Here is a 23,095-nt window from a genome sequence, read left to right as displayed (position 1 = left end):
GGTCATTCAAAAACGATAAAATTCACTACTAAATAATTCACATCAGTTTTCTTTATCGTTCTATTAGAACTTTATCACGCATTTGATTGTATATACAACTAAATGAAAGCAATTTTGCACCGTGATAAATAAGATAGAAACTTGCGGATATTGCATCTCCAGTTATTATACTGGTAAAGCGCTCCTTATAGTCAGGAGCTTTAGAGAATGACCAATCCAATTTTAAAAATAAGGAACAGGGAATTCGAAAAGCGCGATCTGCTCCTCTACCTCCTTGCTGCAATGAACTTTTCGCACATCGTGGACTTCATGATCATGATGCCACTGGGTGATTACCTGATGAATTCATTCAATATTGGGCCGGGAGAGTTCAGTGTAATCGTATCGGCTTATACTTTTAGCGCAGGTATTTCCAGCTTTTTCGCTGCTTTCCTCATCGATCGATTTGACCGCAAAACCGCATTGATTTTTACGTTTACCGGTTTCTCGGTCGGAACCGTGTTGGTGGGACTGGCAAACTCCTATATACTCCTCGTGGCAGCAAGGTCACTAACCGGTGTTTTTGGCGGGCTGGTAGCCGCTTTGGTTTTATCTGTCGTGAGCGACTTGTACAGCTACCGTGAACGCGGAAAAGCTATGGGTGTGGTGAGCTCAGCTTTTGCTTTAGCATCAGTTATTGGGGTTCCAATAGGGTTGTATTTAGCAAGCCAGTTTTCCTGGCACGCTCCATTTTTCATGGTTGGCGGACTCGCATCTGTTTTTACTGTCGTGACTGCTTTCGTCTTTCCAAAGATGAAAGGGCACATCAGCTCGTTACCTAAACCAAAACCGCTGAAGGTCATCAAAAACGTCATCAGCGATCGCAATCAGGTTTACGCACTTTTAATGGGAATGACGATTATACTTGGGCAGTTTTTGCTCGTTCCGTTTCTAACACCTTACATGATGCGTAACGTGGGATTCAGCGAAGAAACAGTGACATTGATCTATCTCTTTGGCGGTGGTGCTGTAGTGTTTTCGGCTCCACTCGTTGGAAGGCTGACTGACAGGATCGGACCATTGAAAGTGTTTACAATATTCCTTTTGAGTTCATTTGTACTGGTTCTGATCATTACCAATTTACCAAAAGTACCAATCTACATCGCGCTCATTTTAACAACGATATTCTTCATGATGGTGAACGGGCGAATGATTCCGGCCAACACAATGATTACTGCTGCTGTGAGTCCTGAAACACGCGGTAGTTTCATGAGTTTTAAATCGAGTATTCAACAATTGAGTGCAGCGCTTGCTTCACTTGTGAGTGGTGCCATTATGGTTATTGGTGATGACGGTTTATTTCACAACTACAATTGGGTTGGCGTGCTGTCGATTTGTGTATCGGCAACGAGCTTTTTATTAGCTCCACGCTTGAGAGTGGCAAAAGGAAATGAGTAGATTTGTTTTCAGAACCAAAAGAGGATAAAATGACGTTGAGCGTTCACAGTGATGAGCATTTCATGAAGCAGGCTTTGAAAGAAGCACACCGCGCACTCGAACTGGATGAAGTTCCGGTTGGAGCCGTCATCGTGGGGAATAAAAGGATTATAGCTCGTGCTCACAATCTCACCGAGCAATTAAACGATGTCACTGCCCACGCTGAAATGCAGGCTTTTACCTCGGCAGCTGAAGCGCTTGGCGGAAAATACCTCAAAGATTGTACGCTTTACGTCACGCTCGAACCATGTGTGATGTGTGCAGGAGCTTCGTTTTGGAGTCACATCGGCAAGATCGTTTACGGAGCACAGGATCCAAAACGAGGTTATTCAAAATTTGGCGGACTCCTCCACCCAAAAACGAAAGTTAAAGGAGGTGTTTTGGAAAAAGAATGCAGTGAACTTCTAAAAACATTTTTTGCAACAAAACGCTAACTTAGAAGTAAATTAACTTAATACATTTGTAAAGTAATTAAGACTCAATAAAAATAAGATAATATGTATCCAGCAGAAGTAGTAGCACCGATGAAAGAAGATCTCACAAGCGTGGGATTTAATGAACTCACAACTCCAGATCAGGTTGATGAGGTGCTCAAAGATAAAGACGAAACGGTATTGGTAGTTGTAAACTCAGTATGCGGCTGTGCAGCAGGAAATGCTCGTCCGGGAGTTAAAATGTCGCTCGAAAACGACAAAAAACCAGGCAAACTGGTAACTGTTTTTGCGGGTGTTGACAAAGAGGCGACAGACCAGGCGCGCAAGTACATGCTCCCTTATCCGCCATCATCACCGGCAATTGCTGTTTTTAAAGGCGGAAAATTAGCGCACATGCTCGAGCGTCACCACATTGAAGGTCGCCCGGCTGAAGCAATTGCTGAGAACCTCAAAGCAGCTTATGACGAGATTGTGTAATCGTTAAAAGGTTTCGGTCAGAGCCAAACAAATTTCAGAATCCCTCACACATTTCGTGCTGAGGGATTTTTTTATGGTAATAAATTGGCTCTCACTCTCTCAAAGCTTCTACATTTCTATTCTTCAAGAAGCTGTAACTCATAAAAACCAAAGCTGAAAAAATTGCCGAGAAAAGAAATAAAACAGGACTCTGACCATCGTATTGAAAGTAGAAAAACACTCCCCCAACCATAGACAACAGTGCCTGATCCAAAACTTTATCGCGTGAATTGATTTTTCTTCTCAGAATGCTGAAGCCGCTGAGTCCGCAACTCAAAGTAATCGCAGCCAAAAACCAGTCTGACGCCATAAAACCTGAAATATCATATTGATTGAAATAATAAATCAACGCAAAACACCAAATCAAGTAGTTAGCTCCCAAAAGCTTGTAGGCTATTTCGTGTTCCCTCGTAACAGGCTCAGGCTTGAAACAATAATCAGATCCACCATTAGCGACAACATGATCAAACTCAGACTTGCTCACTTCAGCTACATGCGTAAAGCGAAACCACCACAATGGATTAATCGTTTGTAAAACAGATTTTGTCTCGTGGTAAACGATCAAATAAACATCCTCTTCATTGCACCGCAACGATTTGCCGGAATAAATATCTATTCTAGAACTGATCTTTAGAGTTTCTTCATCAATCTCGACAGTATCGACACCTCCGGGATGTAATTTTGAAATTGTTTTGCCATTGGCTTTAACGTGCATTCTGCGAAGCCAGTACAAATCACTTTCAGGACGAAAAATGTGCAGTTTCATAACGTAGAGTTTGTGCTAAGATAGATATTTCTCTAAAAAGAGTATAATGGAATCAGGCAGGATTGAAGTTTAGATTACAACTAATTATTCACAAGTCCCTTCAGAATATTCAGTTATCCCGGCACATTCAGCTTTACAAGAATTACTGTAGGTTTTGTCATTACACCCGCAAACAGGATCGTAAATCGTAAAACAAGCGCAGTCCTTATTTCTTTTTTCAATACACAGCTTTTCGCAGGAAACAAATGAATAGGCAGCCATGACTAAAATTAAAACAAGCCCCATATTTCTCGTATTTAAACTACCTGCGTTCATCTTAGTTGAGTTCTATTTTTTTCTCTTCAAGCGTTTTAGTGTCAATAAGCCAAATAGAGGATTCTTCAATAATTTCCCCTGTAGGTTGATTATTTTCGTTGAGCCCTAAGCTGCTATCTATCCGTTCTGCTACTATATATTTTCCATCAGATGAGCACGACATTATAGAATAGCGCTTTGTATCGCAATACCTCATCAATCGTTCAGATGCTCCTTGTAAACTTACCTTGTAAAGTCCTCTGTTGTCCCCACCTACATGAGACACATAAAAAAAGCTTCCAGATGAGTGCCAGCTTATACCTCCTGTTGCTCCTTTTAAATTGCTTATTTTAACGAACTCGTCATCAGTTAAGCTATCTACTCTATCAGAAAGGTTAAAATAACCATAGAAAGGAGTTCCGTTTATGTTTTTTTTATGTAATACCTTCCCATTTGATATGTCTACAGCTCCCCCTCCCCAAATAGAACTCAGCGTATCAACATCCTCACTATAAAGGGTTTTACCCAACAAATACCATTCAGCTCCTAAATCAGGACTATGTGTCCAAAGCAATTCATTCTTTGAATTATTCCAAAAAGGACTGAGGTTGGCTGTTACTGAGGTAAACTGAGAAAGACTGTCTCCATTTTCTTTGACGATAAAAATGTGATCGACATAACCCTGTTTCCTTGTGTTAGCAATCCACCCGCTACTACCCCACCTGGGTTGCCCGTATATTTTATCGGTGTTAGTCAGTATAGTCTTTTTTCCTGTTTCTAAATTGTACGTTATCAACTGGTAAATCCTTTGTTCATTATCTTTATAGTAATAAACGAACTCATTAGGGTTTTCCGGGTTAAAGCAGGGAGCTTTGTATTGAAACCTGGATTCAGTAAAAAACGTCCTCGCCATCATAGGAAAATCCCTACAGTTACCCGAAGAAAGATCATCCTTTATAGGCTCATCTTTCTCACAAGATGATAACAGGAATAAACAAATTACAACTAAACAATATCTCATACACCTATCCGGCTTAAAATCAACCCTCAATAATTGCTAAGTTAAGAAAAATCTCAATGAAGCACCTCAGCTCGAATCATGGGAATTAAAAGCTTATCCTTGAAAGGTTCTTCGAGAGCTCTGTAATATAACAACTCCACTAATCTACCGGGAAACTAACATTATTCAAAAACCCTACCTTTGCAATTCAAATTTCTCAATTGTTAAACCTTAAATTGTATAGCATGCAACTGTATAATAAGGTAGACAAAAAAGTGCTCAAAGAGCGCTTAATGCAGGAAGACTTCAAACGCGTCACCCTGTCGTTCTATCGTTATATCATTATTGACAACCCTGAAGAACTCAGGGATGAATTATTCCTCGAATGGTCAGATCTCAACTGCTTTGGTCGTATCTATCTGGCAAAAGAAGGAATCAACGCCCAAATGAGCGTTCCCGAGCACAACTGGGAAGAGTTCAAAGAAAAACTCTACGCCCGAAGAGAGTTTAAAGACATCCCGTTCAAAGTTGCCGTTGAAGATGACGGCAAGTCATTTTACAAACTCATCATTAAAGTCCGCAAGAACATCGTTGCCGATGGCTTAAAGCCCGAGGATTATGATGTAACAAACATCGGGAAGCACCTCTCTGCTAAAGAATGGAACGAGGCAATGGACAACGAAGACACCGTAGTGATCGACATGCGCAACCACTACGAGAGTGAAGTGGGCCATTTTGAGGGTGCTGTCACGCCAGATTGTGACACATTCCGCGAGGAACTTCCTATGGTTCTGAAAGAGCTGGAAGACAAAAAAGATAAGAAAGTACTTCTCTATTGCACGGGCGGAATTCGCTGTGAAAAAGCCAGTGCTTACCTCAAGCATCACGGCTACAACGATGTCAATCAATTGCTTGGCGGGATTATCGATTACAAGCGACAAATTGATGCTGAGGGGCTCGACAATAAATTCATCGGGAAAAACTTTGTATTTGACGAGCGACTGGGAGAGCGAATTTCAAATGAAGTGATCGCCCATTGCCATCAGTGCGGCAAGCCTTGCGACACGCACACCAACTGCAACAATGATGACTGTCACCTGCTTTTCATCCAATGTGAAGAGTGTGCTGAGAAATATGACGGTTGCTGCTCAAAAACATGTTCCGATATCATCAAACTTCCTGTAGAAGAACAACGTAAGCTAAGAAAGAACCAAAACAAAACTGGCGAACAGCGAAACGTTTACAAAAAAGGACGCTTGCGCCCACACCTCGATGAATTTGTGCAAAATGGCGAAATCATCGAGAGCCCGCTCAAGCAAAAGGAAAGCTGATGATCGTCATTTTTTTGGTCAGATCGCGACTGTATATTTGAACGAAATTTCTGGATTATGCCGATATATCACAAATTAGGAAAAATACCGCATAAGCGACACACCACATTCAAAAAGCCTGATGGTTCGTTGCATTACGAGCAACTTTTTGGAACTATCGGTTTTGACGGTATGTCGTCATTGATGTATCACCTTCACAGGCCCACACAGGTGAAGAAAATCGTGAAGCAATACAGCGTAAAGCCAAAAGTTGCAGTTGAAAACAACATGCAGTCTTTTCGTTTTCACGGATTCAACATCAAACCCGAAAACGATTTCCTCGACAGCCGAAAGGTAGTCATGACCAACAGTGACGCGAGTATTGCTTTAGCTGCACCAAAAGAATCAAACAAGGATTACTTTTATAAAAACACCGACTCAGACGAAGTTATTTTCGTTCACCGTGGATCAGGTACACTCAAAACTCAACTCGGGAATATCAAGTTCGGTTATGGCGATTATTTGGTAATTCCCCGAGGTATGATCTATCAAATGCATTTTGACGGATCTGACAATCGCCTGTTTATCGTGGAAAGCAGCAGCCCTATTTACACACCAAAACGCTATCGCAACTACTTTGGACAGCTCCTCGAGCATTCTCCGTATTGCGAGCGCGACATCAGAAGGCCTGAAGAGCTAGAGGTTCACGATGAAAAAGGCGAGTTCCTTTTCAAGATCAAAAAACAAGATGAGATCCACGAACTCATCTACACGCGACACCCTTTTGATGTTGTTGGCTGGGATGGCTATAACTATCCGTACGCTTTCAACATTCAGGATTTTGAACCGATTACAGGACGTGTACACCAGCCGCCACCGGTTCACCAAACTTTTGAAGCAGCAGGATTCGTGATTTGCTCTTTCTGTCCGCGCCTCTACGATTACCACCCCGAGGCAATTCCTGCTCCGTACAATCACAGTAACATCGACTCTGACGAGGTACTGTACTATGTTGACGGTGACTTCATGAGCAGAAATGACATCGACAAAGGACACATTTCTTTACACCCGGCTGGAATTCCACACGGTCCACACCCGGGTGCTTATGAGAGAAGTGTTGGCAAAAAAGAAACTGAAGAGATGGCTGTTATGGTTGACACATTCAAGCCACTCATGCTAACTGAAGACGCAATGAAAATTGCCGATCAGGATTATTACCGTTCATGGCTTGAAGACGAAGACAAGTAAGGCCGCTATTTGAATTATTTTTTGAACTTTGCTCAAAACAGATAAAGTTATGGCAACTGTAAAAGACAAAACTTCACTAGAGCTCGATAAGGTTTATCCTAAAGCTGAAGATTTTCTCCCGATTAATGGAACTGATTACGTTGAATTAATCGTGGGTAATGCCAAGCAGGCAGCTCATTTTTATAAATCAGCATTCGGATTTCAGGATATGGCTTATGCCGGACTTGAAACCGGAATGAAAGACAGCAATTCTTACGTACTACAGCAAGGCAAAATTCGTCTGGTTCTGACCAGCCCGATGAGTCCCGGAGGCTGGATGAACGAACACATTGACAAACACGGTGATGGTGTTAAAACTGTTGCGCTTTGGGTTGATGATGCTACAAAAGCGTGGGAAGAAACCACTAAACGTGGTGCCAAAAGTTACATGGAGCCTGAAAAAGTGGAAGATAAGCACGGTCACATTATGAGATCAGGTATTTACACATACGGTGAAACAGTTCACGTATTCATCGAGCGCAAGAACTACAACGGTATTTTCTTACCCGGATTCGTAGAACACAAAACTGATTTCAATCCAGATCCGGTTGGGCTAAAATATATCGACCACATGGTTGGTAATGTTGGCTGGAATGAAATGGACAAATGGGTTGACTTTTACAAAAATGTAATGGGTTTTGCTCAATTGCTCTCATTTGATGATAAAGACATTTCAACCAAGTACACTGCTCTTATGAGTAAAGTGATGACGAACGGAAATGGTCGTATCAAATTCCCGATTAACGAACCGGCTGAAGGTGTTAAAAAATCTCAGGTTGAAGAATACCTCGATTTTTATCACGACTCAGGCGTTCAACACATCGCAGTAGCTACAGATGACATTATCGACACAGTAAACAAACTAAAAGCTCGCGGTGTCGAATTTCTACAGGTACCATCAACATACTATGATGATCTTGAAGATCGAGTTGGTAAGATTGATGAAGATATGGCCCCCCTTAAAAAGCTGGGGATTCTTGTTGACCGTGATGATGAAGGATATTTACTTCAACTGTTTACCAAGCCATTGCAAAACCGACCAACGATGTTTATCGAAATCATCCAGCGTAAAGGTGCGCAATCATTTGGTAAAGGAAACTTCAAAGCATTGTTTGAAGCGATAGAGCGCGAGCAAGAGCTCCGCGGAACGCTTTAATCAGGCGACATAACAAAACATTTTGTATTTTAAAGCCGTGTTTTAATCAAGCACGGCTTTTTTATGATCAAAAAAACACTCGCTACAATATTTCTATCCGTATTATTCCTGGTGACCCAGGCTCAAAAGCGGATTAGCACAGAGTTCAACGATGCCGTTAGGCTCGTTGCACAATACAAATCCCAAAACTCAAAAGTTCTCAACGGCTATTATAAGCTCTATTTCAACAACCGCCTTAGGGTTGAAGGAAACAATGAAAACGGGCACCGTCACGGTAAATGGACGCTCTTCAACAACAAAGGAAACCCCAGAATTACCGGAAATTACATCCACGGTAAAAAGCACGGTAAATGGCGTTATTACGGTCAGAACCAGGAGCTCAAAGCCGAGTGGTACTTTCGCAACGATACTGCCATAAGCCATTGGACAACTTACGTAGCCGGGGAAAACAGACTCGACATCGTCTTTTCAAATGAAGGCCTGGCGATGCAAACAGTCCTTTACGATGCATCGGGTAGAATTCGCATCAACACTGAAAAAGAAATCAAAAACAAGGACACCTTAACGTTCAGATCCTACTACTACGAAAATGAAAAAATACACAGCTACAAAGAGTTGAAAAACCAAAAACTAAACGGTCGAGTCAATTATTACCACAGAACCGGAGCTGCGTGGGAACACTTCACCTATTTCGAGGGCGAACTCATCAGCGTTCACATAATGCGGAGCGATAAAGGCCAGCCGAGAGATGTGGGTACTTTCAAAAACGGAAACGGAAGCGTAAGAAAATACTTTTCAACCGGATTAATTTACTCCAAAACAAACTACGAAAACGGACTCAAAAACGGCTCTTATTCTTCCCGCTCAGGAGACAGGCTCTACGTAACAGGAAAGTACAAAAACGACAAGCCGGCCGGCAACTGGACAGTGAAATCAGAGTACTTTAACAAAATAGCAACTTTCCAGTTTGATGCTAAAGGAGCCTTCGCTTCAAAATCGCTCTCCCCAAGCGACCAGGAAGTTGAAGAAGGAAAGCTAGTCAATGGCTACAGAGCAGGAAGCTGGACTCAAAAAAATCCTTACGGTCATAACACAGTTGAATTCAACTACAAAAAGGGACTACTGAATGGCCGTGTCAAAACCTACCAGCCGAATTCTTCAGCCACTCGCATTCTAGGTGAATACAAAAACGGTTCAAAAACAGGTACCTGGAAATACTTCAACCAAATGGGGCAAACAGTTTACGAACAGAGCTTCAACAATGAAATAAAGCTCAATGAGGCTTTCAATAGAGTTCCTCAAAATTTCATTCCGGTAACGACAGATAGCCTCGATTTTGTCATCAACGACCCAATTAATGATACGCTCAATCAATTTATAACCGGAGCGTATTTCATCCCAAAAATTGCAGGTACAGAACTACTCGAAAGAGGTTTTGATTTCTACGAAACCGAGGTAGAGTTAACACCCGATTATCGCGATAAAGATTTCACCTATCAACCTGTTTTTGTGAAACCCAAATTCCCGGGAAATGAGAGGAGTTATTTTAAAGTAAATCAACTCGTTCCAAAGATTGTAGAAGAAGAACAAATTAGAGGTTCTGTTCTCGTGAGGTTTGCTATAGATGAGTTTGGAATCATCGATAAAGTAAATATTCTTCGATCTGTTCACCCTGCTGTTGACAAAGCCGTCATCGCATATTTATCGCAAATGCCGGCATGGAATCCAGCTCGTTATCAGGGGCTCCCGGTCAGATCCTATGTCCTCAGGCGCTATCGGTTCTGATCGTGAGTTTTTCTAGTCCTCTTCATCGTAGAAATCTTTAAGTCGGCTGCGGTAACCGGAGAATAGCTTTGATTTAGAAACAAATCCAACGTAATGATTATCAGCATCAATAACCGGCAGGTTCCAGGCTCCGCTTCGATCGAATTTATTCATCACAGACTCCATTGAATCGGTGTAATAAATGTACTCCGGAGCTGAGGTCATGAGCTCGTGAACGAGCACTTTGTCGTACTGATCGCGATCAAACATGATTTGCCTGATGTCGTTCAATGTGATGACTCCGAGAAAAATATTGTCTTCATCCACCACGGGAAAAAGGTTTCGCTTAGAATCAGCTACTGCTTTTACCAAACCCTCGAGTTTATCATAAGGGTGAACTTTCACAAAATCTTGCTCAATCTCTTCTTTCAGGTTCATGAGCGTAAGAACCGCCTGATCTTTGTGATGTGTGAGTAAATCACCGCGTTTTGCGAGCTGCATGGTGTAAACAGAGTTTTTCACTCCGTATTTCACTGTTATAAAAGCGATAGCGGCCGTGATCATGAGTGGGAGGAAAAGCTCATAACCGCCCGTTATCTCTGCTATTAAGAAGACACCGGTGAGTGGAGCGTGCAGGATTCCGGCCATCATGCCACCCATTGCGACAAGGGTGAAATTACTCGATGACAAGTCAGCAATTCCCGATTCGCGGAAAAACTTGGCGTACAAATAACCAACCGTTGTTCCCATAAAAAGTGTTGGAGCAAATATACCTCCCACACCTCCACTTTGAAGAGTTACTGAAGTTGCAAAAGCTTTCACCATGACAAGTACTCCAAGGAAGAGGATTATCGACCAGGAATTATCTCCAATTGTTTTTAGAAATGTACCGATAAGCGCTTTTTCCTCGTCTCCCTCAATCAATGCGTTGATGAGTCCGTAACCTTCACCGTAAAGCTGTGGCATAAGAAAAATCAGGGCGCCCACTATTGTACCCCCCAGTATGGCTCTGACCAGCTTATTGCTGACTTTTTGCATATACTTCTCTACAAAGAAGTAAACCTTGGTAAAGTAAACTGACAACAGGCCACACACAACTCCCAACAGAACGTAAAACAAGGTGTCGCCCACGATGAAAGGATCAGAAAGGTTGAAGTGAAATAGCGTTTCTTCACCGAGGAATAATCTTGAAGTGAGAACCGCTGAAATACTGGCGAGCAGGACTGGTGCAAGTGAAACCGCTGTGAGGTCTATCATGATTACTTCAAGGGCAAAGACGATAGCGGCCACAGGCGCGTTGAAAATTGCAGATAACGCTCCCGATGAAGCACACGCAATGAGCAACACCTTTGTTTTGCGAGTCATTTTAAATTTTTGCCCCAGGTTAGAGCCCAGAGCTGCAGATGTTGCAACAGTTGGACCCTCGAGCCCCACAGAACCTCCAAGCCCCACCGTTAATGCTGAAGTAACGACTGATGTCCAGGTGTCGCGCTTATGAATGTTCCCGTTTCCTCTTGATATTGCGTACAGCGCATTGGGAATACCGTGACCAACGGGCTTGCGGATGATGAACAACACAAAAGCAACTGAGAGCAATATTCCCACAAGTGGGTAAACGAAATAGAGAAATGAATGAACACCGCTTATTCCTTCAGTCAAAAGAATTTCAACAAGGTGAACCGTGTTTTTGATGACAACTGCTGCAAGACCTGAAAGTAATCCTGTAATGACACTTAAAATATAGATGAACTGGCGATCTTTTATGTGTTTAGCTCGCCAAACAAGGAACTGTTTTAATAAACTATTTACCTTTTTTCTATATTTTGATATCTGCAAAGTTTACAGTTTTACGAGAATTTCTGCAGCTCGCTTTAGCGTTTCTTCTTCCTTGGCAAAGCAAAAGCGCAACATATTATCGTGAACAGGATTGTTGTAAAAAACAGACACTGGTATTGATGCCACTCCGTGTTCTTTCGTTAACCGAACTGAAAAATCAGTATCCTTTTCATCGGTTATTTCGCTGTAGTCCAAAAGTTGGAAATAAGTTCCCGCTGAGCGATTAATTTTAAAGCGGCTTCCTCTTAACGAGGAAACAAAAACATTCCGCTTTTCCTGGTACATCTCGCTCACTTCAAGATAATTTGAAGAGTCCTTCAAGTGATCGGCCAGTGCTAGTTGAACAGGCCTGTTTACTGCAAAAATATTGTATTGATGCACTTTTCTGAATTCTTTCATCAAATTTTCAGGAGCAGCACAATAACCAACTTTCCATCCCGTGGCGTGAAATGTTTTTCCGAATGAGCCAACGATGAACGATCGCTCAGCAAGTTTTGGGTAGCGCGCAACACTTTGGTGTTCATATCCATCAAAAATGATGTGCTCGTAAACCTCGTCACTCAAAATGACGATTTCATTGTCCTTCGTAATTCGCTCGAGCTGTTGCATATCACCGGCACTCAACACCTGACCTGTTGGATTGTGAGGCGTATTAATAATGATCATTCTCGTTCTGCGAGTGATCAGTTTTTTCACCTCATTCCAATCGATATCATAGTTGGGAGCGCGTAACGGAAAATAAATTGCTTTTCCTCCGCTCAGTTCAACAGTTGGCGCATAGCAATCGTAAGCAGGAGTGAAAATAATTACTTCGTCTTCTTCCTTGATCAGAGATGTAATTGCTGAGAAAATAGCCTCAGTCCCTCCGGCAGTTATGGTAATTTCAGTATCGGGATTGTAAGGCTGAGAATACATGTTTTCCATTTTCTCAGCAACTGCCTCACGCAAAGCCATTTCACCCTGCATAGGAGCGTACTGATTAAAGCCTTTTTTCATGTATTCATACACCTTGTCAACCAGGCTTTCAGCAACAGGAAAATCAGGGAATCCCTGAGAGAGATTAATGGCATTGTGCTCCTTTGCCAATTGTGACATCACCGTAAAAATAGTGGTGCTTACCTTGGGTAATTTGGAACTCAAACTCTCTGGATACTTCATAACAAAGGAGTGATAAATCGTTTTTCTTTTGCCTGCGACAAAGTTAGGCAAATTAGATGCCAGATAAACGATTTTTCCCCTTAAACGCGGTTTTATTGTGAGTCTGTTTTTTAAGTAACTGGTTTTGGTCAGATCCGAAAATTGAACCAAAAAAGCTTACTTATTTCTCAAAGCTGAAAGTGGTTTACCGCTTTCTAAACTCTCCAGAGCTTTGTTTACCACGTTATCATTTTTGTTCCAGATTGGATAAAATCCTTCATTGTTCCAAATATTTCTGGCAACGTAAGCCTTCAATCGGTGTTTGATTTCTGTTTGGGATTCTTCGAGTTCGCCCGGTTCCGGTTCAACTCCTTCGCTTTTAGCAAAGTTGACGAAATCATCGATTAGGCTCTGACCGATACTGAAGTTTTCCTGGAATTCCCTTGCCGACTCATAGTTTCCATTGAGCTGCTCCCGGTGCGTATCAGCATAATCAAACGCCCACTGATAAACGACTCCGCGGTAAACGAGCCTGTTTAAAAAGGTTGACCCGCCAGCCGTGTCGTAGGGAACAAAAATATCTGGAAAAATTCCGCCACCTCCGTAAACGGTTTTTCCTTCAGGTGTTTCGTATTTCAATGAATCAGGAAAATTCGTACTGTCGGGATGCATCATTTCACCGTGCTTGTAGCGGTCGTAAATCTCTTCGCGATAAGCTTCAACACCCTCATCGTAAGGACGCTGAATGCATCTTCCGGTGGGTGTGTAATAGCGAGCAACGGTTAATCGTGTGGCGCTGCCATCAGGCCACATCGTTTGCTCCTGCACGAGCCCTTTACCAAATGACCTGCGCCCGATTACGAGTCCGCGGTCATTATCCTGAACAGCTCCTGCCAAAATTTCACTGGCACTGGCTGAACTCTCATCGACCAAAACAGCGAGCGAAGTCTCAGTAAATGAATTGCCAGATCCGGATTTGTAAACTTCTTTTGGCCTCGCCCTGCCTTTTGTGTAAACAATCATTTTTCCGCTTTCGAGAAGCTCATCACTCATATCTACAGCCGCATCGAGAAAACCTCCTCCATTACCGCGTAAGTCGATAATCAGGTTTTCCATTCCTTTAGATTTGAGTTCATTAGCAGCATCCATAAACTCCTGGTAGGTCGTTTTAGCAAAGCGAATCACTTTGATGTAACCCGTTTTACCCGTCATCATGTAAGCCACATCAACACTGTGAATTGGAATTTTATCGCGAGTTATGGTAAAGTCGAGCTTTTGCGCATTTCGTTCTACCGTGATATCCACTTTAGTTCCTTTATCTCCTTTTAAAAGCTTTAAAACTTTACTGTTGGAGATTCCGTTCCCGGCAATTAATTCTTCTTCTACTTTGATGATGCGATCTCCGGCTTTTACTCCAACTTTTTCTGATGGCCCGCCCTGTAAAGGGTTGATCACAACAACTGTATCTTTTTGAATATTGAACTGAATTCCGATTCCTTCGAAATTCCCTTCGAGTGGCTCATTCATTGCCTGCAACTCTTTTGCACTGATGTAATACGAATGCGGATCGAGTTCCTGGAGCAGGTACTGAACAGTTTCGTCAACGAGTTTTTGTCGCTGAACTGTATCGACATATTCACTTTCTATATATCCGATTACTTCGTTGAGAATATTGAAGTTTTTACTCTCCCCCGGGTTGATCTTTTGAAAGGAAATTGTGGATGATCCTGTATTGAGGTTTATTCCCAAAAGAAATCCTACTGCAACTGCTAGTGATATGATGATGGGAATGTATACTTTGTTTTTTGACATGTCGTATTTTTGCTAAGAAGGACAAATTTAATATTCGCTTTGACTATTGAAGAAACGGAGCAAGCCATATTTGGTTTAAACTTTGATTAAAGCACTGGGGAGTCCTTTGCCCTTATTTTTTGCTTTGGGCTATGACCAATGACAAACAGATTGTAAATTAGCGCTCAACAAACCCCTACCTTACTGATTTATAAACTATTATTTATTTTGGCAGCACTTTTGATAACTATCTTCATAAAGCAATAACTATGAAATATTTTGCATCAATTCTATTAGGTCTTTTTATCGCACTCACTTCTTACAGCCAAAAAAGCAACCTGACTGTATTTTCAGAATCCGAAGAGCTTTTCCACCTCACGATAAACGGCATTCAAAAAACTGATACAGCTCAATCGAACGTAAAAATCAAGAACCTCGATCAGCCGCGTTATTCGGTCAAAATTGAGTTCAAAGATAAAAGCAAGGGAGTCATTGATAAAAATGTTTTTCTAAAGCCGGGAATGGAATCGGTTTATGCGATAAAAATGAAAAATAACGGCCGATATGTGATGCGCTGGCACAGTGAGTCTTCTATCAACGGAATGCCAACACCAACAAAAGAAGAGGTTGTTCATTTTGAAACGGAACCTGATGTAACAGTAAAAGAAAACAGCCCCGATGAGGTGAAAACAGGTTTTAAACGCATTGACAACGTTCAAAGAGTTGATCAACGTATTGAAAAAACGGAAGTAAAACACTCTGCTCAAAGCTATAACGGGCAATTTGTTCCAAACGGCACAATGTGTTCTTCTCCTTCAATGAATGCAAAAGAGTTCATGGATTTCAAGTACAATTTGGAAGAAGAAAATATGTTTAAGCGTGAAGATGCTATTGAAAATGCACTGGATCATCAGTGTTTTTTAGCTGAGCAAATTGCTGCTCTTCTCAAACTTGAATACAGCACGGTCGACAACATGAGAATAGCTCGCCTGGCCTACAGAAGCACTTTCAACACTGAAGATTACATGGTAGTAGTGAATACTTTTGATTCTAAAAGCAAAAGAGAATCACTACTCACTTTTTTGCAATCAACAGGATCAACAGCTGATGTTCCTGAACCAACATATTCAGAACCACAAGAACCAACTCATTACCAAATGCCGGGCTACACTGGTGCGGTTGGTTGTGATTGGCCGGCATCTGATGAAGAATATTCGAGCATTATCAGCACAATTGAGAATCAGTCATTTTCTGACACAAAACTCAACACGGCAAAGCAATTTGCTTCATCAAAATGTTTGACAGTAGATCAGGTCAAAGGCTTGATGGAGCAGTTCAGTTTTGAAGATACCAAACTCGAATTTGCAAAATATGCATACGAACACACCTATGACATTGACAATTACTTCAAATTGAATGATGCCTTTTCATTTGAGTCTTCAGTGAGTGAACTCCAGGAGTATATCCAGAACAAGTAAAACAAATACAGTCTTTTTCAGGTGATAACAATAGAATTGCTCTTTTTTTGAGTTTCATCATTTTTATAACAACGTATTTATTCTCATTTTACAAGTTGGGTTATCACGACTGATTAAACAATTAATGCTCCTGCTTTTTGAAACTTATCCTCTTACATTAAAAAATAACTATTAGTAGAAGTGTTTAATCCAAAAGAGCAAATTTACAATCTATGGAATCAATTGCGTTTCATGCACCAAAACAATGTTGAGTTGACGATAAACGGACCTGACCAATCATTTATGGGTGATTCCAAAAAACTCAATGTTGTGCTTAGTGCTATTATATCAAATGCTATCAACTATCAAAAAGATGAGGGTGATAGCAAAATTAGTGTCGATATCAACATTGATGACAAAAAATCTTTAAGCATTTCCATAACCGACAATGGAGAAGGAATAGACAAAGAAGTAATGCCCAAAATTTTCGATCTCTTTTACCGTGGAAACCCAAAAAGTAACGGGGCCGGAATTGGGCTATAAATAGCTAAAGGAATCACCGAAAGCATGAATGGAAAACTCACGTTACAGTCAGAACCGAAAGAATTCACACGGGTTGATATCAGCATCCCACAACAATAAAAAAAGCCGGACTTTCGCCCGGCTCTGACCGTAAATTCGTAAATCATTTAAGCATAGCTAAGGCGAAGCATATTTGACATGCCTTTATTTGCAATGGGCATGCTCGCGATGTTGATCACGAGATCATCTTCATCCAGGTAGCCTTTTTTCTTGAGTTCAAACTTGATATCATCGATCGTTTGATCAGTACTCACAAACTTATCGTAGAAGAACGCACGCGTTCCCCAAAGCAAGCTGAGCGTGTTGAGAAGCTTGATATTTCCCGTAAACACAAACACGTGAGATTTGGGTCTGAAAGATGAAATTTTAAAAGCTGTGTAACCGCTAAAAGTCATGGTCACAATTCCGGATGCTCCTGTCCTTTTAGACAATCTAACTGCCGAGAAACAAACATTGTCAGAGATAAAACGATCTTGATTGATATCGGGCTCAAACTCTTTGTAGTAAATGCCTCCAAAGGATTCAACCTCAATAAGGATCTTGTACATCGCTTTAATCACCTCATGGGGGTGTTTCCCAACAGATGTTTCTCCGCTCAGCATTACGGCATCGGCTCCGTCCATTACAGCGTTTGCCACATCATTGACCTCAGCACGAGTTGGTGTAATATTATCGATCATCGTTTCCATCATTTGTGTGGCGATGATCACCGGCTTTGCCTGAAGTTGACATTTGCGCACAATTTCTTTTTGAATGAGCGGCACTTCCTGCATGGGTATTTCAACACCTAAATCTCCACGTGCAACCATGACACCATCGGTTGTATCGATAATTCCATCCAGGTTGTCGATTGCCTGTGGCTTTTCTATTTTGGCAATTATCCTGATGTCTTGTCCGGCATCTTTGATCAATTCTCTTAACTCATCAATATCACTTGCTTTGCGTACAAATGAAAGCGCTATCCAATCCACATCACAGGTGAGGATGAAGTCGAGATCTTTGCGATCCTTTTCTGTGAGGCAGGGAAGTGAGATAAGCGTATTGGGTAAATTCACTCCTTTTTTGGATGAGAGCTCACCTCCGTGTAAAACTTTAGCCTTTACCTCTTGCTTGCCGTCAGTATCAACGATTTCAAACATCAATTTTCCATCATCGATCAAAATGCGCTCTCCCTTGCTCACATCAGTAGGGAACTGCTCGTAGTTGATGTAAATTATTTCAGCATTACTCAACTGCTCCTTAACCGTAAAAGTTACTTCAGATCCATCTTCAAGATTCACACTTCCGTTTTCAACATCACCAATCCTGATTTTTGGTCCCTGTAAATCGGCAAGGATAGCGGTAAAGGAACCCAGTTCACGATCCACTTCACGTATCCTGTCAATGATCTTCGCAACATGCTCGTGTTGACCGTGTGAAAAATTCAAACGGCAAACATTGACCCCGTTTTGGATCAACTCTTTTATTTGCTCCTTTGAATCTGAAGCCGGCCCAAGAGTAGCGACAATTTTTGTTTTATTTCTCAATCTATTCATTCCAATATCAAATTTTTAGTCGACTTTGTTTTTTGTGGGTCAATCTCAAAAACGGTCAGAACCATTTTTAGCGAACCTATTTGGTCACAAATAGCATCCGTATCGAGCTGACTGTAGAGTCCGGTAATAGCAAAGATATAATCAGCGTGTTTAAACTCCGGCACCAATGTACCAACCGGGCTTCTATTCCCGAGTACAAAGTAAGTGAAGTGCTCTTCAGGCTCTTCCCAAATATAAAAAGGAAATGAAGCCGTTTCACCTGATGTGGTTTTGATTTGGTAGTCGGGTTCTTTTTCAAATTTGCTTTCTAAAACCTGATCGAGCCCCCAAACAAAACGAAACTCTTTTTGATGACAGCTGATTCCTGCCAAAAAGTAATCCTGTTGATCACCTGTGTCGAGAACTAACTTTTTCTTAGCCATTTCAGGCTTCGAAATTACTACTCTAATAGAGATTTAGAGCTATTACCGGATATTATTTCTCTTTTGCTATTTGGTTAAGGGCTATTTTGGCCGCTGCTTGTTCTGCCTTTTTCTTAGATCTTCCCGTTCCTTCACTAACATTTCTCCCGTCAATTTTGACAATTGCTTTGTAAGTTCTAAAGGCATCTCCTTCTTTTGAGTCTTCTATTGTTTGAAAATTGAGCTTGAAGCGCGATTTTTGAGAGTGCTCGATTAATTTGCTTTTGGGATCAAAGTCGAGCTTTTCAAATTTTGACAACTCCACAAACCGGAGCAGAAGCCTTTCCTGGATCAACTGATTAGCAACCTCAAATCCACGATCGAGGTAAACAGCGCCTATCAGCGCTTCCATCGCATTTCCGCCAAGAGAAGTTTCGTTTTTAGAGCGTTCTACACGTGCTATTATAAGCGAGTTGATTCCCAAATCCATCGCCATTTTATTGAGCGTGTTTCGGCTCACAATTTTGGAGCGCATCTTGGTTAAAAAGCCCTCATCTTTCTCAGGGTAATGTTTGTAGAGGTAATCAGCTACAATAGCATCCAGGACAGAATCACCCAAAAACTCGAGCCGTTCATTATTGGCATTGCGTTTTTCAAAGACAGATTTATGCCTGAACGCGAGCTTGAAGAGTTCTACATTTTCAGGGACATACCCAAATACCTCAGCAGCCTTTTGCAATTCCGGTTCTGACGGTGAAATTCCTAAGAAGTTTTTGATAAATCGACTGAGTGCCAAGGTGCTACTTCACAAGTTTGCGGAAGATCACTGAAGCATTGTGACCACCAAACCCAAATGTGTTTGAGAGAGCCGCATTTACTTCTCTTTCTTCTGCTTTGTTGAAAGTAAGATTGAGTTTATCGTCAATCTCTTCATCATCGGTAAAGTGATTGATTGTTGGCGGAACGATATTTTCTTTAACCGCCATGATTGAAGCGATTGCTTCAATAGCTCCCGCAGCTCCCAGCAAGTGACCCGTCATCGACTTTGTAGATGAAATATTCATCTTGTAAGCGTGATCACCAAATACTTTTTTGATCGCTTTAACTTCAGCCACATCGCCTAATGGTGTTGAAGTACCGTGAACATTCACGTAATCGATATCTTCTTTTTTGACACCGCTGAAATCATTGAGAGCGTTTTCCATAACACTTGTAGCGCCCAGTCCTTCAGGATGGGGAGCTGTTAAGTGGTGAGCATCAGCGCTGAGTCCGCCACCTGCAATTTCTGCATAGATTGTGGCCCCTCTGGCAACAGCATGCTCGTACTCTTCGAGAATAATTGCCCCGGCTCCTTCACCGAGGACAAAACCATCGCGATCTTTATCGAAAGGTCTCGATGCCGTTTCGGGAGAATCATTACGAGTTGACAATGCCTGTAGAGCATTAAATCCACCTACTCCACTTTCGTTCACTGCAGCTTCAGACCCACCTGAAACAATAACGTCAGCTTTCCCCAAACGAATGAGATTGAAAGCATCGATCAATGCATTAGTAGCCGAAGCACATGCAGATACTGTAGAGTAGTTTGGTCCGCGAAAACCGTACTTGATCGAAATATTACCGGCAGCAATATCAGCGATCATTTTTGGAATAAAGAACGGATTGAAGCGAGGGTTTCCATCATTTCTGTAAAAACCCTGCACTTCATCCTGGAATGTTTGAATACCACCGATTCCGGAGCCCCATATGACTCCAACCCGGCTGATATCAATATCATCATTATCGAGCAGATTAGCATTCTTCACTGCCTCATCAGCTACCACCATAGCATACTGCGAGAACAGGTCCATTCTTCTCGCATCTCTGCGATCAAAATGATCCTTTGGGTCAAAGCCTTTAACCTCACAGGCAAACTGTGTTTTAAAGTTAGAGGCGTCAAACTTAGTAATGGGGGCACTTCCACTTTTTCCACTAATAAGTCCTTCCCAGTACTCCTGAGTAGAATTTCCAATGGGTGTAAGCGCGCCTAAACCCGTAACTACAACTCGTTTCAATTGCATGCCACAGTAGTATTAAAAATTGGCAAGATGATGTTTACTTATCCGCGTTCTCTTCGATGTACTTTACAGCTTCTCCTACAGTTGAGATGTTTTCAGCTTGATCATCTGGGATAGCGATATTGAATTCCTTCTCAAATTCCATGATGAGTTCAACAGTGTCTAATGAATCAGCTCCCAGATCATTAGTGAATGAAGATTCAGGAGTAACTTCACTTTCGTCAACACCTAACTTGTCAACAATGATAGAAGTAACTTTACTTTTGATGTCAGACATTTTCCTTAATTTTAGAGTTTAGAAACGCTGCAAAGAAAAGTAAAACCTTTAATTGGTACAAATTTTTGTTACTATCTCAATAACAGCTCATTACCTCTCTTAAGCTCTTTCTGGCGATGTTGGGAACCTCGGTATTATCCGCTGGAAATCCTACAGGGATGAGTAAAAAGGGCTGTTCGTTACGTGGTCTGTTGAGTATTTTTTTCAAAAATCCCATGGGACTTGGAGTATGTGTAACGGCTACCAAACCGGCATTGTGAATAGCGCTCAAAAGCATACCACAAGCTATCCCCACACTTTCATTGACATAATAATGGCGTTTTCTGCTCCCATCCTTATTGTAGCCGTGTGATTGTTTCATAACAACTAAAAGGTGTGAAGCTTCCTCTAAAAATGGTTTGTGATGATCAGTCCCTAAGTGATCAATATCTTCAAGCCACTCATCACTCATTCGTTCTTTGTAATTTTCATACTCTTCTTTTTCTGCAGCCCCTCTTATTTCCTTTTTAATGGTCGGATCCGACACCACACAAAAAGTCCAGGGCTGAAGATTTGCTCCCGAGGGAGCTGTATTGGCAGCAGCAATAATATTTTCAATCACTTCGATCGGAACCGGTTTTTTGGCGAAGTGCCTAACTGTTCGTCTTTCCGAAAGCCATTCTGCAAAATCATGAGATCTCTCCAACATTTCCTCTTCTGAAAACGTCTCTATACTATAGGGTATGAAATCTTTTGCCATGTTCTAAGTTTAATGTTGAATTTGAGAACAAACCAATTGATTAATACTAATTTTGCCGAAAGTTAATCAAATAGCTGTATATTAATAAATTACAAAAGCTTGTTTTTGGATCTGACCGAAAACAGAACTTAAAATTATGAAAAACATTGCCATCTTAGCCTCAGGCACAGGCACGAATGCTGCAAAAATAATGGATCATTTTATCGGAAACCCTCAGATTTTTGTTTCGGTGGTTGCCAGCAACAATGACACAGCAGGTGTTCTCGATGAAGCTGTTGAACGCGGTGTACCAACCGCAATTTTCTCTAATGAGCAACTCCATGACGAGGAGATCATGCTCAATATGCTACACGGAATTGACCTGATCGTTCTCGCTGGCTTTATGCGCAAAATTCCACCTTTTTTGCTGGAAGAATTTGAAGACAGAATTGTCAATATTCATCCTGCTCTATTGCCAAAGTTTGGCGGAAAAGGCATGTATGGTAATAAAGTTCACGAGGCTGTAATTGAAGCTGGCGAAAAACAAACAGGCATTACGATTCATCTTGTGAACGAAGAATACGATGAGGGAAAAATTCTCTTTCAGGAAAGCATTCCGGTTAAGCAAACTGACACTCCCGAATCTCTCGCCATGAGAGTGCAAAAACTCGAGCACGAGCATTTCCCCAAAATCATTCAAAAACTTGTAAGGTCACTCTAAAATGGAATTGAGTTTAAAAGAGATTATTACTGTAACACTGGTATTATTCGCTGTTGTTGATCCTATTGGAAATATTCCTATTGTTCTTGACCTCAGGGAAAGATTAGGCCATATTCAAAGTGAAAAGGCCAGCATTGTAGCAGCTATCATCATGATTGTTTTTGTTTTTGTGGGAGAAACCATTTTGAAGTTCATTGGAATAGATGTCAACTCTTTTGCTGTTGCCGGAGCTTTTGTCCTGTTTTTTATGGCGCTTGAAATGGTTTTGGGTATAGAACTATTTAAGCATGATGCACCCAAAACAGCAGCAGTCTTCCCTCTTGCATTTCCTTTAATAGCAGGAGCTGGAACATTGACAACTATTCTCTCACTCAGAGCCGAATACGAAACAGAAAACATTATTACTGCTATCATAATCAACATTGCATTTGTTTATACAGTGCTCAAATCATCGGCTAAAATGCAGCGTTTTTTGGGGCCATCAGGAATTGATATTATCAGAAAGATATTCGGGGTGATTATTCTCGCTATTTCGGTCAAGTTATTCACGAGTAACATCAGCTCACTCATTCAATTTTAA

23 protein-coding genes are annotated in these 23,095 nt (G+C 41.4%); 11 read left to right on the top strand and 12 right to left on the bottom strand.

Annotation, left to right across the window (positions count from 1 at the left end):
- Positions 1-207 precede the first annotated feature (207 nt).
- The 3 genes from RI557_RS01725 to RI557_RS01715 all read left to right on the top strand — a co-directional run bounded on the left by RI557_RS01725 (position 208) and on the right by RI557_RS01715 (position 2,387).
- Positions 208-1,437, top strand: a complete 1,230-nt coding sequence (locus RI557_RS01725) for an MFS transporter (protein ID WP_310667541.1) — start codon at positions 208-210, stop codon at positions 1,435-1,437.
- 29 nt (positions 1,438-1,466) lie between these two features.
- Entirely contained in the window at positions 1,467-1,910 is a 444-nt protein-coding gene (locus tag RI557_RS01720; protein WP_310667542.1) for a nucleoside deaminase, read from the top strand.
- A gap of 63 nt (positions 1,911-1,973) precedes the next feature.
- A complete protein-coding gene (locus tag RI557_RS01715) occupies positions 1,974-2,387 on the top strand; it encodes a BrxA/BrxB family bacilliredoxin (protein WP_310667543.1) in 414 nt (137 codons plus the stop codon).
- 91 nt (positions 2,388-2,478) lie between these two features.
- On the opposite strand, the gene RI557_RS01710 is transcribed toward RI557_RS01715, so the two are convergent.
- The 3 genes from RI557_RS01710 to RI557_RS01705 all read right to left on the bottom strand — a co-directional run bounded on the left by RI557_RS01710 (position 2,479) and on the right by RI557_RS01705 (position 4,507).
- Complete coding sequence (locus RI557_RS01710) at positions 2,479-3,192, bottom strand: hypothetical protein (protein ID WP_310667544.1); 714 nt, start codon at positions 3,190-3,192, stop codon at positions 2,479-2,481.
- Between the two features lie 84 nt (positions 3,193-3,276).
- Positions 3,277-3,453 (bottom strand): hypothetical protein, encoded by a 177-nt coding sequence (locus RI557_RS11725; RefSeq protein ID WP_409079660.1) that lies wholly within the window; start codon positions 3,451-3,453, stop codon positions 3,277-3,279.
- Positions 3,454-3,508: 55 nt separating this feature from the next.
- Positions 3,509-4,507, bottom strand: coding sequence for a hypothetical protein (locus tag RI557_RS01705; RefSeq protein ID WP_310681665.1), 999 nt, complete (start codon positions 4,505-4,507; stop codon positions 3,509-3,511).
- 224 nt (positions 4,508-4,731) lie between these two features.
- Here RI557_RS01705 and RI557_RS01700 point away from each other — a divergent pair, with 224 nt between their 5' ends.
- The 4 genes from RI557_RS01700 (at position 4,732) to RI557_RS01685 (ending at position 10,024) form a co-directional block, all read left to right on the top strand.
- A complete protein-coding gene (locus tag RI557_RS01700) occupies positions 4,732-5,817 on the top strand; it encodes a rhodanese-related sulfurtransferase (protein WP_310666808.1) in 1,086 nt (361 codons plus the stop codon).
- 57 nt (positions 5,818-5,874) lie between these two features.
- Entirely contained in the window at positions 5,875-7,044 is a 1,170-nt protein-coding gene (locus tag RI557_RS01695) for a homogentisate 1,2-dioxygenase (protein ID WP_310666807.1), read from the top strand.
- Between the two features lie 49 nt (positions 7,045-7,093).
- A complete protein-coding gene (gene hppD, locus RI557_RS01690) occupies positions 7,094-8,239 on the top strand; it encodes a 4-hydroxyphenylpyruvate dioxygenase (protein WP_310681663.1) in 1,146 nt (381 codons plus the stop codon).
- Positions 8,240-8,302: 63 nt separating this feature from the next.
- Complete coding sequence (locus RI557_RS01685) at positions 8,303-10,024, top strand: energy transducer TonB (protein ID WP_310681661.1); 1,722 nt, start codon at positions 8,303-8,305, stop codon at positions 10,022-10,024.
- Between the two features lie 12 nt (positions 10,025-10,036).
- On the opposite strand, the gene RI557_RS01680 is transcribed toward RI557_RS01685, so the two are convergent.
- From RI557_RS01680 to RI557_RS01670, 3 genes are all read right to left on the bottom strand, one after another.
- On the bottom strand, positions 10,037-11,839 hold the full coding sequence (locus RI557_RS01680) for a chloride channel protein (protein ID WP_310666803.1): 1,803 nt from the start codon (positions 11,837-11,839) through the stop codon (positions 10,037-10,039).
- Between the two features lie 3 nt (positions 11,840-11,842).
- Positions 11,843-12,997, bottom strand: a complete 1,155-nt coding sequence (locus tag RI557_RS01675) for a methionine aminotransferase (protein WP_310681659.1) — start codon at positions 12,995-12,997, stop codon at positions 11,843-11,845.
- Positions 12,998-13,153: 156 nt separating this feature from the next.
- Positions 13,154-14,788 carry a S41 family peptidase gene (locus RI557_RS01670; RefSeq protein WP_310681657.1) on the bottom strand — a complete coding sequence of 545 codons (1,635 nt, stop codon included), beginning with the start codon at positions 14,786-14,788 and terminating at the stop codon, positions 13,154-13,156.
- A 248-nt stretch (positions 14,789-15,036) separates the two neighbouring features.
- Here RI557_RS01670 and RI557_RS01665 point away from each other — a divergent pair, with 248 nt between their 5' ends.
- Entirely contained in the window at positions 15,037-16,245 is a 1,209-nt protein-coding gene (locus RI557_RS01665) for a DUF4476 domain-containing protein (RefSeq protein ID WP_310681655.1), read from the top strand.
- Positions 16,246-16,425: 180 nt separating this feature from the next.
- Positions 16,426-16,767 (top strand): HAMP domain-containing sensor histidine kinase, encoded by a 342-nt coding sequence (locus RI557_RS01660; protein WP_310681652.1) that lies wholly within the window; start codon positions 16,426-16,428, stop codon positions 16,765-16,767.
- 146 nt (positions 16,768-16,913) lie between these two features.
- Here RI557_RS01660 and pyk read toward each other — a convergent pair whose 3' ends face one another.
- The 6 genes from pyk to RI557_RS01630 form a co-directional block, all read right to left on the bottom strand.
- The gene (gene pyk / locus RI557_RS01655) at positions 16,914-18,341 is read right to left on the bottom strand and encodes a pyruvate kinase (RefSeq protein WP_310681649.1); all 1,428 of its coding nucleotides are present in this window, start codon (positions 18,339-18,341) and stop codon (positions 16,914-16,916) included.
- The gene (locus tag RI557_RS01650; RefSeq protein WP_310666797.1) at positions 18,338-18,763 is read right to left on the bottom strand and encodes an IPExxxVDY family protein; all 426 of its coding nucleotides are present in this window, start codon (positions 18,761-18,763) and stop codon (positions 18,338-18,340) included. The genes pyk and RI557_RS01650 overlap by 4 nt, the downstream gene beginning before the upstream one ends.
- Before the next feature lie 52 nt (positions 18,764-18,815).
- A complete protein-coding gene (gene rnc, locus RI557_RS01645) occupies positions 18,816-19,538 on the bottom strand; it encodes a ribonuclease III (protein WP_310666796.1) in 723 nt (240 codons plus the stop codon).
- Positions 19,539-19,542: 4 nt separating this feature from the next.
- Positions 19,543-20,802 carry a beta-ketoacyl-ACP synthase II gene (gene fabF, locus RI557_RS01640; protein WP_310666795.1) on the bottom strand — a complete coding sequence of 420 codons (1,260 nt, stop codon included), beginning with the start codon at positions 20,800-20,802 and terminating at the stop codon, positions 19,543-19,545.
- A 34-nt stretch (positions 20,803-20,836) separates the two neighbouring features.
- Positions 20,837-21,076: an acyl carrier protein gene (locus RI557_RS01635; protein WP_151168328.1), complete on the bottom strand. Its 240-nt coding sequence runs from the start codon at positions 21,074-21,076 to the stop codon at positions 20,837-20,839.
- 76 nt (positions 21,077-21,152) lie between these two features.
- Positions 21,153-21,815 (bottom strand): nitroreductase family protein, encoded by a 663-nt coding sequence (locus RI557_RS01630; protein ID WP_310666794.1) that lies wholly within the window; start codon positions 21,813-21,815, stop codon positions 21,153-21,155.
- Positions 21,816-21,951: 136 nt separating this feature from the next.
- On the opposite strand from RI557_RS01630, the gene RI557_RS01625 reads away from it, so the two are divergent.
- A complete protein-coding gene (locus tag RI557_RS01625) occupies positions 21,952-22,515 on the top strand; it encodes a phosphoribosylglycinamide formyltransferase (protein ID WP_310681647.1) in 564 nt (187 codons plus the stop codon).
- A gap of 1 nt (position 22,516) precedes the next feature.
- Positions 22,517-23,095 carry a MarC family protein gene (locus RI557_RS01620; protein ID WP_310666791.1) on the top strand — a complete coding sequence of 193 codons (579 nt, stop codon included), beginning with the start codon at positions 22,517-22,519 and terminating at the stop codon, positions 23,093-23,095.

Origin of the sequence: Salibacter sp., assembly GCF_031581065.1 — a bacterium.
GTDB lineage: Bacteria > Bacteroidota > Bacteroidia > Flavobacteriales_G > Salibacteraceae > Salibacter.
Note: the sequence above shows the minus strand (reverse complement) of the source record. Positions and strands in the feature narration are given on the sequence as shown.

Coding starts and splice junctions, on each gene's coding strand:
- RI557_RS01725 (WP_310667541.1), top strand. CDS start 208: ATGACCAATCCAATTTTAAAAATAAGGAACAGGGAATTCGAAAAGCGC.
- RI557_RS01720 (WP_310667542.1), top strand. CDS start 1,467: ATGACGTTGAGCGTTCACAGTGATGAGCATTTCATGAAGCAGGCTTTG.
- RI557_RS01715 (WP_310667543.1), top strand. CDS start 1,974: ATGTATCCAGCAGAAGTAGTAGCACCGATGAAAGAAGATCTCACAAGC.
- RI557_RS01710 (WP_310667544.1), bottom strand. CDS start 3,192: ATGAAACTGCACATTTTTCGTCCTGAAAGTGATTTGTACTGGCTTCGC.
- RI557_RS11725 (WP_409079660.1), bottom strand. CDS start 3,453: ATGGCTGCCTATTCATTTGTTTCCTGCGAAAAGCTGTGTATTGAAAAA.
- RI557_RS01705 (WP_310681665.1), bottom strand. CDS start 4,507: ATGAGATATTGTTTAGTTGTAATTTGTTTATTCCTGTTATCATCTTGT.
- RI557_RS01700 (WP_310666808.1), top strand. CDS start 4,732: ATGCAACTGTATAATAAGGTAGACAAAAAAGTGCTCAAAGAGCGCTTA.
- RI557_RS01695 (WP_310666807.1), top strand. CDS start 5,875: ATGCCGATATATCACAAATTAGGAAAAATACCGCATAAGCGACACACC.
- hppD (WP_310681663.1), top strand. CDS start 7,094: ATGGCAACTGTAAAAGACAAAACTTCACTAGAGCTCGATAAGGTTTAT.
- RI557_RS01685 (WP_310681661.1), top strand. CDS start 8,303: ATGATCAAAAAAACACTCGCTACAATATTTCTATCCGTATTATTCCTG.
- RI557_RS01675 (WP_310681659.1), bottom strand. CDS start 12,997: ATGAAGTATCCAGAGAGTTTGAGTTCCAAATTACCCAAGGTAAGCACC.
- RI557_RS01670 (WP_310681657.1), bottom strand. CDS start 14,788: ATGTCAAAAAACAAAGTATACATTCCCATCATCATATCACTAGCAGTT.
- RI557_RS01665 (WP_310681655.1), top strand. CDS start 15,037: ATGAAATATTTTGCATCAATTCTATTAGGTCTTTTTATCGCACTCACT.
- pyk (WP_310681649.1), bottom strand. CDS start 18,341: ATGAATAGATTGAGAAATAAAACAAAAATTGTCGCTACTCTTGGGCCG.
- RI557_RS01650 (WP_310666797.1), bottom strand. CDS start 18,763: ATGGCTAAGAAAAAGTTAGTTCTCGACACAGGTGATCAACAGGATTAC.
- fabF (WP_310666795.1), bottom strand. CDS start 20,802: ATGCAATTGAAACGAGTTGTAGTTACGGGTTTAGGCGCGCTTACACCC.
- RI557_RS01635 (WP_151168328.1), bottom strand. CDS start 21,076: ATGTCTGACATCAAAAGTAAAGTTACTTCTATCATTGTTGACAAGTTA.
- RI557_RS01630 (WP_310666794.1), bottom strand. CDS start 21,815: ATGGCAAAAGATTTCATACCCTATAGTATAGAGACGTTTTCAGAAGAG.
- RI557_RS01625 (WP_310681647.1), top strand. CDS start 21,952: ATGAAAAACATTGCCATCTTAGCCTCAGGCACAGGCACGAATGCTGCA.
- RI557_RS01620 (WP_310666791.1), top strand. CDS start 22,517: ATGGAATTGAGTTTAAAAGAGATTATTACTGTAACACTGGTATTATTC.